We start from the raw sequence: 16,428 nt of genomic DNA, 5'->3' as shown, positions 1-16,428 counted from the left end.
TAGCGCGTCAGACGGTCCGACAGGCTGCTCTTTCTGGCAGGCCTTGCCTGAACCGGAAAGGGAGGAAAGTCCGGGCTCCACGGGAATACGGTGCCGGGTAACGCCCGGCGGGGGCGACCCTAGGGAAAGTGCCACAGAAAGCAAACCGCCTGTAGGCAGCATTCCTTTATGGATTGTGACAAGCAGGTAAGGGTGAAAGGGTGTGGTAAGAGCACACCGCGCGGCCAGAAATGGAAGCGGCACGGTAAACCCCACCGGGAGCAAAACTAAATAGGGTCGGCAGGTTCACAAAACCTTGTTTTGAGGAATCAGGTGTTTTTCCGCATCGTCGACCGGGTCAGTTGCGAGAGGTGTTCAGTAATGAGCATCCCAGATGAATAGCCTTCCGTTGTTACGGGCTTCGGCTTTGTGACAAGCGACAAAACCCGGCTTATGACCGTCTGACATATTTTTCCTACTTTTTGCCCCGACCACCCCAATCCATAAAAACCAAGGTCAATACCTCATACCTACATCATCCCCATATTTAAAGATCAAGAACAGTTTCATCAACAAAATCAAACCAAAAAACCGCCCAAACACACAGAATATTTGCATAAAATTTATCATAAAAAATAAGCAATTAACTATGTTTTAACCATACCTTGACACAACCTGAAACCATTGACACCCATCAAATCCCATGATATCCCATAATATCCCATTTGAGATCAGAAACGACCCATTTCAGACCAAATCGGGAACAGGGCGAGATAAGAACACAGGGGTGTGTTCTTAAAAGACCAATATCGGTCAATTTATTTTGGGGCGAAATCAGTGACCTTTTTTATAGGTACATTTGAAAACAAGGTAGACAAGAAGGGCCGCGTATCGGTTCCGGCTACCTTTCGCCAAATGCTCGCTGATCAACCTTTTCAGGGAATAGTTATTTTCCGCTCCTATCGTGCAAATGCCCTGGAAGCAGCTGGGATGGATTTCATGCGCCGCCTCCACAAAAGCATGAGTTCAAATCTCGATCTCTTCTCTGACGAGCACGATGATCTTGCTACAGCTATACTTGCAGACTCTCACCAGCTTTCATTTGACGGCGACGGGCGAATTCTTTTGCCTCCTGCACTGATCGCACACGCCCAAATCGATGATCGCGCTGCCTTTGTTGGAAAGGGAGACCTGTTTCAAGTTTGGAATCCTGCAACTCTGGAAGAGAAAAAACAAGAAGCCCGTGATCGCGCCAAAGCCAAAAAGCTGACGATTACACTGGATAGAGAAGGAGAGAATGGATGACCCCACATCTTTCTCCGCTTGCTATCCCGCAACCTGCTTTCTGCTCACACGATCAAGCATCAACATCATCTGCGGTTAATCTCAATGCCAAGCAAGATGGTCATTACTCAGTCATGTTGCCAGAAATCATCGCTGCCCTGACCCCACAGGACAACGAAATTTTTGTCGATGGCACCTTTGGTGCCGGTGGCTATAGTTGTGCGATTGCACAACAGGCAGATTGTAAAGTTTTTGGTATTGATCGGGACCCAACCGCGCATGAAAGCGCGAAAAAATTACCCGAAGTCATTTCAGGTAAAATCTCGACACTTTCCGGCTGTTTTGGTGATATGCAAAAGCTCCTGAAACAGGCCGGCATAAACAAAGTTGACGGCATCACGCTGGATTTAGGCGTTTCCTCTATGCAACTTGATCAAGCAGAACGTGGTTTCTCCTTTCAGGAAGATGGCCCACTTGATATGCGCATGGACGGACCAAATTCAAACCAACGTCCGCCAGCATCCCACATCGTTAATACCTACGAAGAAAAAGAGATTGCTGATATTCTCTACAAATATGGAGAAGAAAAAAAATCTCGCCTGATTGCACGTGCAATTGTTACAGATCGGATCGAGAAGCCTTTTGAGACGACATTACAGCTCGCGGAACTCATTCGCCGCATTATAAGACAAAAACCGCGAAAAGATGGAAAATCGATCCACCCCGCCACCCGTTCATTCCAAGCATTACGCATCTTCGTCAATGACGAACTGGGTGAGTTGGAACGTGGTTTGGAAGCTGCAGAACAACTTCTGAATTCCGGTGGACGCCTGGCAATAGTCTCGTTCCATTCTCTGGAAGATCGTATCGTTAAAAACTTTTTACGCGAACGCAGTGGGGGGACGCCGCAGGGCTCCCGTCATTCTCCGACGGTCGAGCCCGCGGCTCTGCGTAAAGCCCCCTTCACTCTGCCGACAAAAAAGGCCATCGCACCCAGCGAGGAAGAATGTAACGAAAATCCTCGTTCCCGTTCCGCAAAGCTACGGGTAGCGATCCGCACGGATGCGCCCTATACACAAGGGGGGGCCGCATGAAAAATCTTGGCCTCACTATCTGGATCGTTGTTGGCGCCGCCTGTGCGATTGTGCTCTTTCAAATCAAAGAAGAAGTAAACGCCCTTGAAGGGCAGTTGGCTCAGGTTGAATCCCAAATTAAACGGGATAAAGAAGCCATTCGCATTTTACAGGCGGAGTGGAGCTATCTTAATCGTCCAGAGCGCTTGGCACGTTTGTCTTCACAGTATCTGGAACTAAAACCATTGGATCCGGCGCAAATTGTCACCCTATCAGATCTTCCCTACAAAGATCAGGAACAAGTGCCCGGTACAAGCATCAAACTACCAGGGTCCGCAACCCCTGCCAGCGCAGAGGTGACAGAATGAGTGATTGGCGCGATGATAACAAACAAGGCCGTTTAACCAATTTAAACAATCCTCAGACGCCCAAGTCAGTCATCACACTGGATGGACGATTGCGGCAAGCACTCGAAGTTGGTCGAACAAGGTTGATTGTATCTGGTGCCTTGATGGCTATGGCCTTTATGGTCATCTCTATTCGTTTAGTTGACCTGACTCTTTTACAAGGCCCCAGAGCAAGCACAAAAACAGTACAGGAAATTGACGAGGCTCCGCCGATTCAAACAACCCGTGCCGATATTGTTGATCGTAACGGTATTGTTTTAGCCACAACACTTCCAACTGCATCACTTTACGCCGAACCAAGGAAAATTCCCAATCCGGAAGCCGCTGCCAGAGTTCTGGCGGATGTTTTGCCTGAAATTTCCCAAGACAAGTTGCTAAAAAAACTTTCATCAAACCGCGGCTTTATCTGGATAAAACGCAATCTGACACCACGTCAGCAACATGCGATTAACAATCTGGGCATTCCCGGTCTGGAATTTGAACAAGAACAGCGCCGGTTTTACCCCCATGGTAACCTTGGTGCCCATGTCATCGGCTTTACAAATGTTGATAACAAAGGTTTGGCCGGAATAGAGCGCTCTTTTGACCGTGTCTTGCGTGAAAATCCTGAACCTATTCAACTAAGCCTTGATCTGCGTATCCAACATATATTGCGTGAAGAAATGGCACGCTCGATGAAAGAGTTCAGTGCTATTGGTGCCGCAGGCATTGTCATGGACGTGCACACAGGTGAAATCATCTCCTCAGTGTCACTCCCCAGTTTTGACCCCAGTAACCCGGGAACAGCCTCTGATGATTCACGATTTAACCGCGCGACGCTCGGTATTTATGAAATGGGTTCTACTTTCAAACTACTCACATCATCCATGGCGCTTGATGAAGGTATTGCCTCGGTCTATGATGGTTATGATGTCAGCCAGCCTATTCGTGTATCCCGCTTTACGATCAATGACTACAAGCCTTTAAAACGTTGGCTCTCTGTTCCGGAAATTCTTATTTATTCCAGCAACATCGGTACCGTTCAGATGGCAATGGAAGTTGGTACAAAAGCCCAGCGCAAATATCTGTCCAACTTTGGTTTACTACGTCCGGCATCCGTTGAAATAAATGAAGTTGGCACCCCACTTGTTCCCTCACCATGGCGTGAAATCAATACCATGACCATCTCTTACGGCCACGGTATTGCCGTAAGCCCATTACAACTGAGCTCTGCCATCTCCAGCCTTGTGAACGGCGGCACATTAAAGCCTGCTACTTTCATTAAACGCGCAGAAGATGACGTTCCTCTTGGGCGTCGTATTCTAAACGAAAAAACGTCTGATTATATGCGTGATTTAATGAGACTTGTTGTTTTGCACGGTTCAGGTAAAAACGCCAATGCCAAGGGGTATCTCGTCGGAGGAAAAACAGGTACTGCTGACAAATTAAGAGGCGGGCGTTACGTAAAAAATTCACGCGTTTCCTCGTTTGTTGCGGCCTTCCCGATGAACAATCCACGCTATGTTGTTTATGTCATGGTCGATGAACCCAAAGGCACCAAGAAAACATATGGATTTGCAACAGGTGGTTGGGTCGCAGCCCCCGTTGTCAAACGTGTTGTAGAGAGAATGGCGCCACTAATGGGTATTGAGCCCGCGTATATTGAAGATGCCGATACTGTAGGAAATACGATTTTGAAAAAGGCAAAAGCCCGCATGGAAGGACGTAAGGTTGCGGCTAGATAAACTGTTGTCAAAAATACCTGAAGAACTTCGTCCCTCAAACAGTGATGACAACAGGGAAATAACAGGATTGTCTCTTGATAGTAGAAGAATAGAAACAGGTTACCTTTTTGCTGCTCTGCCTTCAGCAGTTGAAGGCGGCCCCGATGGCTTTGACTTTATTCCGCAGGCTCTGGCTTCCGGCGCAACCACTATTCTTGTAGCATCCGACAAAGACACCTCTGCATACGAAGCCAAAGTTGCTGTTCTGAAAAGTGATAACCCACGACAGACGATATCATTACTGGCAGCTGCTTTTAGCGAGGAACAACCACAAACACTGGTTGCGATTACAGGCACAAATGGCAAAACATCAATTGCGACTTTCACACGACAAATTTGGGGAGCTCTTGGGCATAAAGCTGCCAGCCTTGGAACCCTTGGTATTTACCCACCGATTCCAAATGCACCGGCGGCCTTAACAACACCTGACTCTATTGGACTTTTTAATAGCCTCAAAGATCTGGCTACCCTCGGCTATAGCCATTTGGCTCTTGAAGCATCCAGTCACGGATTGGATCAATACCGTCTTGACGGCCTTCGTTTGAAAGCAGCCGCTTTTAGTAATCTTTCCCAAGATCATCTCGACTACCACCCGGATATGGTCAGCTATCTGGACGCCAAGCTAAGATTATTCCGCGACTTACTCCCTGCGGGCGCAACTGCTGTTCTCAATGCAGATATGCCAGAGTATAGGAAAATTGCCAAAATTTGCGCTGGAAAAAATCACCAAATTATCAGCTATGGTCACACCACCAGCGATCTGCAAATCATAAAACAAAACCCAACAACAGAAGGGCAAGATCTGACCTTGTGCCTTTTCGGGGAACTCCATGAAGTTACACTGCCTGTGACAGGCAGTTTTCAGGCTTCCAATATTATGGCAGCAGTTGGCCTCACGCTTGCGGATGGTGCAGATCTTAAAGAAATCCTTGCAATCTTACCTTCTTTGGAAGGTGTTCCTGGGCGCGCCGAAAAAATTGGCAAAACGGCAAAAGGCGGCGCAGTTTATGTTGACTATGCCCATACTCCTAATGCTGTTGAAATCATTATTCAGGCACTGCGCCCGCACACATCGGGTAAACTTTCTATTATTATAGGTTGTGGTGGTGACCGCGATCCGGGGAAACGCCCTCTAATGGGTCGCATTGCTGATAAGTTGGCAGATCAAGCTTACATTACAGACGACAACCCCAGAACGGAAGACCCCGCGACTATCCGCGCACAGGCAATGGCTGCTGCCCCAAATGCGATTGAGATTGATGATCGTAAAAAAGCCATTTTTAGAGCCGTTTCAGACCTAAGTGACGGAGATCTCCTTATTATTGCCGGAAAAGGTCATGAAAGCGGCCAAATTGTCGGTGATAAAGTTCTTCCCTTTGATGATCGCATTGTTGCCAAAGAAGCAATAGAGCATACGCTAGAAAACCGGAATACAGCCCAGGATACAGGAGATCCAGATCGTGCGTGAAGTTTTGTGGACGGCCGCAGAAGCAGCAAATGCAACAGGTGGCGAGAATACACATGACTGGCAAGCAACAGGCCTGTCTCTGAACACCAGAAGCCTGGAAAAAGGCGACTTGTTTTTTGCACTGCAAGGTCCAAACTTTGATGGACACGATTATGTCGCCAAGGCCTTTGAAGAAGGCGCATCCGCAGCAGTCGTTCAACGTCGACCCGAACGCCTGCCTGATGATGCTCCTCTCCTGATCGTCGATGATACACTCGGCGCCCTCAACCGATTTGGGGCGGCAGCTCGTGCCAGCAGCCCTGCTAAATTCATCGGCGTAACAGGTTCCGTCGGCAAAACAACAATCAAAGAAATATTACGTCACTGTCTCAGCCAACAGGCCGAAACCGCAGCCAGCGCAGCAAGCTTCAATAATCATTGGGGTGTTCCGCTCAGTCTGGCAAGGATGCAACGCAACGCTGTCTATGCTGTCAATGAAATAGGCATGAGCAGTAGCGGGGAAATTCGCGAGTTAACCAAGCTGGTACGCCCCGACGTTGCCATCATCAGCACTATCGAAGCTGCACACTTTGAATTTTTTAAATCACTTGAAGAAATTGCAGAGGCAAAGTGTGAAATATTCGAAGCCATGTCTTCAGACGGTATCGCAATACTAAATCGCGATCATCCGCTTTTTGACTTCATGGCTGAACGCGCAAAAATAAACAGCATTACAAATATTATCAGTTTTGGGGAGCATCCCAAAGCGCAGGCTCGCCTGATCGGATACGAGCTTTTTGCTGAATACAGTCGGGTTCAGGCAGATATTTGCGGCAAGATTGTTGATTACACAATTTCCAATCCCGGATTTCACTGGATTTTAAATAGCCTAGCCGCCCTTGCCGCAATTGACGCCGTTGGTGCAGATGTAGAGAAAGCGGCAGCCGATTTAAGCACCATACACGGACTACCCGGGCGTGGCGAAAAATCCGTACAGGCCCTCGCAAACGGCAAACATTTCGAACTCATCGACGACAGCTACAATGCAAACCCGGCATCCGTTCGCGCCAGCATAAATGTCCTGGCAAATTCCGTCCCCGATAACACAGGACGCAGGATAGCAGTTCTGGGTGACATGTTGGAGCTTGGTAAAGAAGCAAGGAAAATACACGCAGATCTCGCCGCTCCCCTTAACGATGCCAATATAAATCTCGTGTTTACTTGCGGGCAATACATGAAATCCTTACACGAAGCCCTGCCCGCGAGGTTACGCGGTGTTCACACAGAAAGTTCACAAGAATTAGCCGTCGTTCTGGCCACGGAACTTCAGGCCGATGACATTGTATCAGTCAAAGGATCATTGGGAAGCAAGATGTCCGTGATTATAGAAGCTCTGAAATCTCTATCCGTACAAAATGATGGAGGAAACGAGTAATGTTGTATGAAATATTCTTTCCACTGTTTGATAACTATTCCCTGTTCAATGTTTTCCGATACATTACCTTCAGAAGCGGTGGTGCCGTTCTGACCGCCCTGCTCATCTCCTTTATCTTTGGCCCCAAAATCATTCGCTGGCTTAAAGACAAGCAAGGTGAAGGTCAACCGATCAGAGATGATGGGCCGGAAAGCCATCTCTTGACCAAAAAAGGAACCCCGACTATGGGAGGCGCACTGATACTGCTCGCCCTGTCGATCTCCACCTTGCTTTGGGCAAATCTTAGCAATCCTTTTATCTGGATTATTCTGCTTGTGACCATTGGCTTTGGCCTTATTGGTTTTGGGGATGATTACCTCAAGCTAACACAACGTAATACCAAAGGACTTCCGGGCAAAGCCAAATTACTTGCCCAAGTCCTGATATCTGTTCTTGCTGCTACGGGCACAATGGCTGTCAGCCCCTCTGAAATGGGAACTCATCTGGCGATCCCTTTCTTCAAGGAACTTATGCTGAACCTTGGTCTTTTCTATGTTCCGTTTGCCGTCTTTGTTATGGTTGGCGCATCAAATGCAGTTAACCTGACGGACGGACTTGATGGATTGGCAACCGTTCCCGTCATGATCGCCGGAGCCTGCTTCGGCCTGATCTCATACCTTGTCGGTAATACCATTTTTTCTGAGTACCTGCAGATTTCCTATATACCGGGTACAGGTGAGCTGACAGTCTTCTGTGGTGCTCTTGTCGGCGCTTGCCTTGGGTTCCTTTGGTTCAATGCTCCGCCCGCAATGGTCTTTATGGGCGATACCGGATCCCTAAGCATGGGCGGTGCCTTGGGTACTATTGCTGTCATCACCAAGCACGAAATTGTTCTTTCAATAATCGGTGGCCTCTTTGTTCTTGAAACGGTTTCGGTAATCGTTCAAGTCGCCTCATTCAAAACGACAGGGAAACGCGTTTTCCGAATGGCTCCTCTGCATCATCACTTTGAAAAGAAAGGGTGGGCAGAACCAACGGTTGTTATTCGCTTTTGGATTATCTCTATGATCCTTGCCCTCATTGGTCTAGCCACATTGAAACTTAGATAAGAAGTAATGATCGACTTGAACACATATATCAGCTCAACCAGTGGAAAAGCCTTTGCCGTTTTAGGTTTGGGGCGTTCCGGGTTGACGGCTGCATGTGCTCTTGTTCGCTCTGGCGCAAAAGTTTGGGCTTGGGATGACAATCCAGCAGGGCGTGAAAAAGCTGAAAAAGCGGGGCTTGAGCTTATTGATCTGAACAGCTGTGATTGGGATGCAGTACAAACTCTCGTAATGTCACCTGGCATCCCTTTGACACACCCCGCACCACATCCGGTTGCAGCAGCGGCCAAAAATAATGATGTTGAGATCATATGCGAAGTCGAGCTTCTTTACCGAGCAGCCTCTGAACCGACTTTCATTGGTATTACTGGCACCAATGGGAAATCAACGACCACAAGTCTTATCGCACACATTTTGACCTCGGCCGGACGTAAGGTTGCTGTCGGGGGTAATCTTGGCACCCCAGCTCTGGAATTACCACCGTTGGACACAACGGGTATCTATGTTCTGGAGATGTCGTCTTATCAGCTCGATCTATTATCTCAACTAACTTTTGATGTCGCGCTTTTCATGAACATCAGCCCAGATCATCTTGACCGCCATGGCGATATAAATGGCTATATCAAAGCAAAGAAACATATTTTCGAACGTCAGACAAAAAACGATACAGCCATCATTGGAATGGATGATAACTACACTCGTGCAGTCTTTGATTCCATCAACCAGATGGGAACCGTAAAAGCTGTACCTATTTCCGGTTCAACCAGACTGGCGGAAGGTGTTTTTGTGGCGGAAGGTCAGCTTATTGACGATGCTTTTTCAGACGAAAAAAGTATTACTGATCTTAGTTCAATCGAACGTTTGCCGGGCAACCACAATTATCAGAATGCTGCGGCTGCTTTTGCAGCCTGCCGATCCGTTGGATTAACAGATAGCGAAATCAGCACCGGGATGAAATCATTTCCCGGTTTGGCTCATCGTCAGGAGCTTGTAACAACCAAGGGCGGCATTCGCTATATCAACGATTCGAAAGCCACCAATGCCGATGCTGCCGCACGTGCACTCGGTAGTTATGACAATATCTACTGGATAGCCGGCGGACGCGCAAAAGAAGGCGGCATTGAAAGCTTGTCATCATACTTTCCACGTATTCGAAAAGCCTATTTGGTTGGTGAGAGCGCTAATATTTTTGCAAATCAGATTGGCAATTCTCTTGCCTATGAGGTTTGCGGAACGCTCGATGTTGCTGTCAAAAAAGCAGCTAACGATGCTGCTCAATCGACAGAAAAAGACCCTGTTGTTCTTCTATCCCCGGCTTGTGCATCTTGGGATCAATACCGCAGCTTTGAACTTCGGGGCGATCACTTCAAAGAGTGTGTATCAGAGCTTAAATACCAGCCTGTAAAGGAAATTGCCTCATGAGCACTTTTTCTCGTACAGACACATCTGTTTTAGGTCGCTGGTGGTGGACGGTGGATCGCTGGAATCTTGCTGCATTACTTGCACTTATGGGATTTGGCGCTCTTTTGGTCCTTGCCGCCTCGCCCGCAGCCGCAGATCGGATCAGCGGTGTTGGTACCTTCCAACTCGCAAAACGTCATTTCCTGTTACTCCCGGCGGCGGCAGCGTTTATGATCGGCATATCCTTAATGCCTGTGAAAAAAGTACGCCGTTTTGCTGTTATCGGGATGGGGTTGACAGTGTTCGCCTTACTGGCAACACTCGTACTAGGTGTTGAGATCAAAGGTGCGACCCGATGGATCAATGTTCTCGGCTTCTCTCTTCAGCCGTCTGAATTTGTGAAACCTTTTTTTGCGGTAACTGTCGCCTGGATGCTTGCCAGTGCAAAGAGTGATGAAGGTATTCCCGGCACCTGGATTGCGATTGGTATCTGGCTCGTCGTTATCAGCCTGTTGTTAATGCAGCCCGATCTGGGACAAACGGTTGTCGTGACTGTCATTGGCGGCGTTCAACTCTTTCTGGCCGGATTACCTATGATTCTGGTTGGAGGTCTCATTCTTTTTGCTGCCCTCGGCTTAATTACAGCTTATTTTACCCTGCCTCACGTTACCGCCCGTATTGACGGTTTTCTGGATCCTGATGCCGGGAACCGATACCAGGTTAATCGGTCGATGGAAGCTTTCAAGAATGGTGGATTACTTGGCCAAGGACCAGGCGAAGGCACTGTGAAATCCCAACTCCCGGATGCGCATTCTGATTTTATCTTTTCTGTGGCTGGTGAAGAACTCGGCCTCATTGCCTGCCTGATCATAGTCAGCTTGTTTGCTTTTGTAGTCTTACGAGGCTTTAGCCGTCTATTGCAGGAAAACAATCTTTTTGTCTTGCTTGCTTGCACAGGCTTGTTGGTACAATTTGGCCTGCAAGCTATTATTAATATGGCCTCTGCAATTCATCTCATCCCGACCAAGGGTATGACACTTCCCTTCATCAGCTATGGCGGATCATCTCTTCTTGCCTTGGCGATTGGCATGGGAATGGTATTGGCCTTCACCAGACGTCGTCCTCATGGTGATTATGACGGGGGCATGTAATGACGACAAATAACCCAATGCATATCGTACTTACAGCCGGTGGAACTGGCGGCCACATGTTCCCGGCGCGTGCCCTTGCCGAAGAACTATTAGCCCGAGGCAATAAAGTCAGCCTTGTCACAGATCTTAGAGGGGCCGGGTTCGGGGATGATCTCACAGACGTAACGGTCTATCGTGTATCAGCCGGTGGGGTTGCTGGCGGTGGCATTCTGCGTAAAGTTTTGAGCTTGGGCAAAATCTTTGTTGGTACACTGAAAGCGCGTAAACTTCTAAAATCGATCAAAGCCGATGTTGTCGTCGCGTTTGGTGGTTATGCCTCTGTACCTGCCGGACTAGCAGCGGGGCAATTTGGTATCCCCCTTTACCTGCACGAACAAAACGCTGTGCTTGGTCGCGCCAATCGATTAATGGCCAGTAAAGCCCGTGGCATTTGTACTTCCTTCAAAAGCGTAAGCCATATCCCGCAAAACCTGGAGAGAAAAATTACTCTGACGGGAAATCCGGTTCGCCCTGAAATTCTGTCTCTTCGTGATACGGCCTATCAGACACCAGATCATCAATCCGCGTTAAACATTCTCGTCACTGGTGGCAGTCAGGGTGCCACAGTATTCAATACAGTTGTTCCCGAGGCTCTTGCCCTTCTCCCCGAAGAAGTTCGGACACGCCTTAATGTTTCGCAGCAAGTTCGCGGCGAAGGTGTTGAAATAATTGAAGCTCTTTACAAGAAAAAAGGCATCAAAGCGGACCTAAGAGCCTTTTTTGATGACATGCCAACAAGATTGGCAGCTGCACATATTGCCATCTGCCGTTCTGGTGCTTCAACAGTGACGGAGTTGGCCGCAGCGGGTCGCCCTGCTATTCTGGTTCCCTACCCCCATGCGACGGATGATCATCAGACAGAGAATGCGCGTGATTTCACGGATGCAGGTGCTGGCTGGCTTATGGCTCAAGGTTGTTTGGAACCGCAAAAACTGGCTGATAGATTAATTTCACTTTTTTCACACACACAACTGCTCGAAAGATCAGCATCTTGTGCCCGCAGCAGCGCCATTACTGGTGCCGCGAGTAATCTCGCGGATGTTGTATGTGGCATGAAAGAAAGTAACGGAGACGAAAAATTAACAAGCGAGAACGTTTCAACGGGGGCGGTAGCATGAAAGGCATGCCACTTGATATAGGTCCTCTGCACTTTGTTGGTATTGGCGGTATCGGGATGAGCGGAATTGCCGAAATCCTCCACAATCTCGGATATCAAATTCAAGGCAGTGATATTGCTGAATCATCCAACGTTCTCCGCCTGCGCAATATGGGTATAAAGGTCATGATCGGGCACAAGGCCGAGAATGTTAAAGATGCTCGTGTCGTCGTGGTTTCTTCAGCCATCAAACTTGATAATCCCGAGGTAGAAGAAGCGCGTAATAATCTGACTCCGATTGTTCGTCGTGCCGAAATGCTTGCCGAACTGATGCGCTTTAAATCCTGCGTTGCTGTGGGCGGAACTCACGGGAAAACAACGACAACCTCAATGATTGCAGCCTTGCTTGACGGTGGACGATTTGATCCAACAGTTATCAACGGTGGAATTATCAATGCCTATGGCACCAACGCACGTTTGGGCGATGGAGACTGGATGGTTGTCGAAGCTGACGAAAGCGATGGTACCTTCATCAAGTTGCCCGCGACAATCTCGGTCATTACCAACATTGACCCGGAACACATGGAATTTTACGGCTCAATTGAAGCACTCCATGATGCCTTTGCAACGTTTGTTAAAAATATCCCCTTCTATGGGTTTTCTGTTTTGTGCATAGATCACCCTGTGGTTCAATCGTTAATCGGACGCATAGAAGATCGCAGAATTGTCACCTATGGCTTTAGTCCACAGGCAAAGTTCCGTGCCGTAAATGTTCGCACTGAAATCACGGGTAATGTCTTTGATGTCGTCATTTCAAAACGTAACGAATCTGACAGCAGAACCATTACCGACTGTCACTTACCAATGCTGGGTAACCACAACATTCTCAATGCGCTTGCCGCAATTTCCGTCGCCAGTGAACTGGGCATGAATGACGATGAAATCCGGGCATCACTGTTGGATTTTAAAGGCGTGAAGCGTCGTTTCACCAAAACAGGTGAGGTAAACGGTATAACCATTATCGATGACTATGGACACCATCCGGTAGAAATTGCTGCCGTTTTACAGGCAGCGAGACAAGCCATAGACGAAGATTCAAAAGTCATTGCCGTCGTGCAACCGCATCGCTATTCACGCCTGTCAGATCATTTTGAAGGTTTCTGCTCATGCTTTAATGATGCCGATCAGGTTATCGTGTCCGATGTATACACAGCAGGCGAAGATCCTATAGAAGGTGCTAATCGAGACAGCCTTGTCAAAGGGCTTTTGACACGTGGACACAGAAACGCAGTTGCTCTACCCGGCCCAGACAAGCTCGCTAAATTAGTAGCAGAGACAGCCACTAAAGGTGACGTGATCGTATGCCTTGGTGCTGGATCAATATCCGCTTGGGCACATGCCTTGCCAGATGAACTGGATGCAGTACTATCCGGAGGCAGTAAATAAGCATGTCCCAACAGGCTCTTCCAGAAAACCATATTATACATAGCCTGCCCCAAGTTCGGGGCAGCTATAAGACTGATGCACAATTGGCAAAGGTCACCTGGTTTAAAGTCGGGGGACCTACAGATATACTATATACACCAGCAGATCAGGGCGATCTGATTTATTTCTTGCAGAACAAACCGGTGGACATTCCCGTTCTTGTCATCGGGGTCGGCTCAAATCTCTTGATCCGTGACGGTGGTATTCCCGGTGTTGTTATTCGCCTTGGCCCCGCTTTTGCGAAGGTAGAATCATCAGATGAAACAGAAAATCAGATTATTGCCGGTGCCGCAGCCTTAGATGTCAAAGTCGCAAAAACAGCAATGAAAGCAGGAATTAGTGGGCTGGAATTCCTCTGCGGAGTTCCCGGCACAATTGGTGGCGCATTGAGAATGAATGCCGGAGCTTATGGTCGAGAAACCAAAGACATCCTGGTTTGGGCCGAAGCAATCGATCTGGCAGGAAACATTCAACGCTTTACGTCAGATCAATTGGGGTACGCTTATCGTCATTGTGATTTAGGAAAAGAGTGGATTTTTGTTCGCGCCTGTTTTGCCGGAACAGCTGGCAATTCAAGCGAAATTGCTGAGAGAATGAAAGAAATTCAGGATGCACGCGGTAGCACACAACCCATCAAATCCCGCACAGGGGGCAGTACGTTTAAAAACCCTGATGGCAATAAAGCCTGGCAGTTAATAGATAAAGCTGGATGCCGTGGCCTCAAGCTTGGTGATGCTCAGGTATCCGAACAACACTGTAATTTTCTGATAAATAACAACAAGGCGTCAGCCAGTGATCTGGAAAACCTTGGTGAAGAAGTCAGGAAACGAGTCAAGGAAAACTCTGGCATAGAGTTGCACTGGGAAATAAAGCGTCTCGGAAATAAAACTCTGAACAACAAAATTGGCGAACACTAGGAATACAAAAGGAATAAACATTTATGACTTGTCATGTCGCATTACTAAAAGGTGGTTTCTCAGCTGAGCGGGACGTTTCTCTTGCTAGCGGAGCTGCCTGTGCTGAGGCATTGCGCAAGGCAGGTTATACCGTAACCGAAATAGATGTTAACCAGGATATTCCGGCATTGATTTCTCAGTTACAGGAAAGCAAAGCTGCTGTCGTTTTCAATGCGCTCCACGGGCAATGGGGTGAAGATGGCTGTGTCCAGGGGCTTCTGGAACTCTTGTCCCTGCCCTATACCCACTCCAAGGTTTTAAGCTCAGCCCTTGCCATGCACAAAGAACGCGCCAAAGCGATGGTTGAACAAGTTGGTGTACGTGTTCCCGAAAGCAAAAGCATTCAGGCAACAGACCTAGCTGCAGGTGATCCCCTGCCCCGACCATATGTTATCAAGCCATTGAGTGAAGGTTCATCCGTTGGTGTTCACATTGTCCTTGAGGGGGACAATCACATTGCAACCACACGCGCAGACCTCGGATTTTCCGGTGACATCATGGTAGAGCGCTACATTCCCGGACGCGAACTAACTGTTGCTGTGATGGGAAACAAGTCACTTGCTGTTACAGAGCTTTCCCCAAAAGAAGGTTTTTATGATTATGAAGCCAAATATACCGAGGGCAAAACCGATCATATAATTCCTGCGCCAATTCCCGCAGCCATATATCAGGAGGCAATGGATGCTGCTCTGAAAGCCCACCAGGTTCTTGGTTGCTCCGGAGTGAGCCGGAGCGATTTCCGTTACGACGACACAGAAAATGGTGATGGCAAGCTCTATTATCTGGAAACCAACACTCAACCTGGGATGACAAATCTTAGTCTGGTTCCTGAACAGGCAAAACACATCGGTATTTCTTTCTCTGAACTCTGTTCCTGGATGGTTCAAGAAGCCTTGGGGAACAAGGAGGAGCTATGAGTAATAATAAAAAAACCGCGCATAGGCGCAAAAGACCCCAGAAAAGGGGTAAAACTCCCTTTCGAGATACGAACTGGCGCAAAGTATTTTGGGGCACAGCCGCAGGGAGCCTTGTCGCGACCATAGGCCTTGTCACTGTTTTATGGACCAATGGCTGGATCCCGGAAAAGATCAATCAGGGTGTTGAAGATTTTCATGGCATGATGGCTGATACCGGACTGTCCGTTGAAGATGTGCTCGTCGAAGGTCGGAAAAGAAGCAACGCGGCTGCTATTCTCAGCAAGTTAGATGTAGAACGCGGCACGCCAATTTTATCCTTCTCCCCCGAACAGGCAAAAGCTGAACTCGAAGAATTACCCTGGGTTCAAAGAGCTATCGTCGAACGTCGTTTGCCGAATGTTATTTACGTCAAACTGGAAGAAAGAGAGCCACTGGCACTTTGGCAGGAAAAAGGCGTTCTGCATGTCATTGATCAAAGCGGTGAGGTGATCGCATCTGCCAAAGCTAGCAAATTTTCAAAGCTACCTCTTATCGTGGGGCCTGACGCTCCAGATCATGCCCGGGAAGTGCTCGCCCTTATTGAAAGCGAGCCAGAGCTTGGTAATCGGGTAAAGGCAGCTGTTCGTGTAAGCGGACGTCGTTGGAATATCCGCCTCAACAATGGTGTTGATGTGCAATTACCCGAAGAAGACGCAAACGATGCCTGGTCTTTTTTTGCCCGCATCGAACGAGACGAAGGCGTTTTGGAACGCGATGTTATCGTTGTTGATTTACGCCTAAGAGACCGTCTTATTGTCAGAACATCCGGTGGCTCTGAAAAAAACAAAACCAAGAAAGTAAAAGGAAAGAAAACTTAATGGTGCTGTCCTCGCGTTTCCGGACAAACATAACGATCATGCCTCTTATTCAG

At 48.1% G+C, this 16,428-nt stretch carries 14 protein-coding genes and 1 other RNA gene; all 15 read left to right on the top strand.

Translation table 11 applies throughout. From position 1 onward, the window contains the following. Positions 1–7 precede the first annotated feature (7 nt). Positions 8–448, top strand: an RNA gene (gene rnpB / locus D9A03_RS09480) — RNase P RNA component class A. 368 nt (positions 449–816) lie between these two features. Continuing rightward, the gene (locus D9A03_RS09475) at positions 817–1,284 is read left to right on the top strand and encodes a division/cell wall cluster transcriptional repressor MraZ (protein ID WP_120497651.1); all 468 of its coding nucleotides are present in this window, start codon (positions 817–819) and stop codon (positions 1,282–1,284) included. After that, positions 1,281–2,357: a 16S rRNA (cytosine(1402)-N(4))-methyltransferase RsmH gene (gene rsmH, locus D9A03_RS09470; protein WP_120496955.1), complete on the top strand. Its 1,077-nt coding sequence runs from the start codon at positions 1,281–1,283 to the stop codon at positions 2,355–2,357. The genes D9A03_RS09475 and rsmH overlap by 4 nt, the downstream gene beginning before the upstream one ends. After that, on the top strand, positions 2,354–2,704 hold the full coding sequence (locus D9A03_RS09465; protein WP_120496954.1) for a hypothetical protein: 351 nt from the start codon (positions 2,354–2,356) through the stop codon (positions 2,702–2,704). Before rsmH ends, D9A03_RS09465 begins: the two co-directional genes overlap by 4 nt. Continuing rightward, the gene (locus D9A03_RS09460) at positions 2,701–4,467 is read left to right on the top strand and encodes a penicillin-binding protein 2 (RefSeq protein WP_120496953.1); all 1,767 of its coding nucleotides are present in this window, start codon (positions 2,701–2,703) and stop codon (positions 4,465–4,467) included. The genes D9A03_RS09465 and D9A03_RS09460 overlap by 4 nt, the downstream gene beginning before the upstream one ends. 4 nt (positions 4,468–4,471) lie before the next feature. Further along, positions 4,472–5,974: a UDP-N-acetylmuramoyl-L-alanyl-D-glutamate--2,6-diaminopimelate ligase gene (locus D9A03_RS09455; RefSeq protein WP_254055012.1), complete on the top strand. Its 1,503-nt coding sequence runs from the start codon at positions 4,472–4,474 to the stop codon at positions 5,972–5,974. Then, positions 5,967–7,388 carry a UDP-N-acetylmuramoyl-tripeptide--D-alanyl-D-alanine ligase gene (murF, locus tag D9A03_RS09450; protein WP_254055011.1) on the top strand — a complete coding sequence of 474 codons (1,422 nt, stop codon included), beginning with the start codon at positions 5,967–5,969 and terminating at the stop codon, positions 7,386–7,388. The genes D9A03_RS09455 and murF overlap by 8 nt, the downstream gene beginning before the upstream one ends. Next, on the top strand, positions 7,388–8,476 hold the full coding sequence (gene mraY / locus D9A03_RS09445; RefSeq protein ID WP_120496950.1) for a phospho-N-acetylmuramoyl-pentapeptide-transferase: 1,089 nt from the start codon (positions 7,388–7,390) through the stop codon (positions 8,474–8,476). Before murF ends, mraY begins: the two co-directional genes overlap by 1 nt. A gap of 6 nt (positions 8,477–8,482) precedes the next feature. After that, positions 8,483–9,895 carry a UDP-N-acetylmuramoyl-L-alanine--D-glutamate ligase gene (gene murD, locus D9A03_RS09440; RefSeq protein WP_120496949.1) on the top strand — a complete coding sequence of 471 codons (1,413 nt, stop codon included), beginning with the start codon at positions 8,483–8,485 and terminating at the stop codon, positions 9,893–9,895. Then, positions 9,892–11,025, top strand: coding sequence for a putative lipid II flippase FtsW (gene ftsW, locus D9A03_RS09435; protein WP_120496948.1), 1,134 nt, complete (start codon positions 9,892–9,894; stop codon positions 11,023–11,025). The genes murD and ftsW overlap by 4 nt, the downstream gene beginning before the upstream one ends. Then, positions 11,025–12,182: an undecaprenyldiphospho-muramoylpentapeptide beta-N-acetylglucosaminyltransferase gene (murG, locus tag D9A03_RS09430; RefSeq protein ID WP_120496947.1), complete on the top strand. Its 1,158-nt coding sequence runs from the start codon at positions 11,025–11,027 to the stop codon at positions 12,180–12,182. Before ftsW ends, murG begins: the two co-directional genes overlap by 1 nt. After that, a complete protein-coding gene (gene murC / locus D9A03_RS09425; RefSeq protein WP_120496946.1) occupies positions 12,179–13,606 on the top strand; it encodes a UDP-N-acetylmuramate--L-alanine ligase in 1,428 nt (475 codons plus the stop codon). The genes murG and murC overlap by 4 nt, the downstream gene beginning before the upstream one ends. A gap of 2 nt (positions 13,607–13,608) precedes the next feature. After that, positions 13,609–14,562: a UDP-N-acetylmuramate dehydrogenase gene (gene murB, locus D9A03_RS09420; protein ID WP_120496945.1), complete on the top strand. Its 954-nt coding sequence runs from the start codon at positions 13,609–13,611 to the stop codon at positions 14,560–14,562. Between the two features lie 23 nt (positions 14,563–14,585). Continuing rightward, positions 14,586–15,518 (top strand): D-alanine--D-alanine ligase, encoded by a 933-nt coding sequence (locus D9A03_RS09415; RefSeq protein ID WP_120496944.1) that lies wholly within the window; start codon positions 14,586–14,588, stop codon positions 15,516–15,518. Next, positions 15,515–16,375, top strand: a complete 861-nt coding sequence (locus tag D9A03_RS09410; RefSeq protein WP_120496943.1) for a cell division protein FtsQ/DivIB — start codon at positions 15,515–15,517, stop codon at positions 16,373–16,375. Before D9A03_RS09415 ends, D9A03_RS09410 begins: the two co-directional genes overlap by 4 nt. Positions 16,376–16,428 lie beyond the last annotated feature (53 nt).

Source organism: Kiloniella sp. EL199, assembly GCF_900313065.1.
GTDB lineage: Bacteria > Pseudomonadota > Alphaproteobacteria > Kiloniellales > Kiloniellaceae > Kiloniella.
Note: the sequence above shows the minus strand (reverse complement) of the source record. Positions and strands in the feature narration are given on the sequence as shown.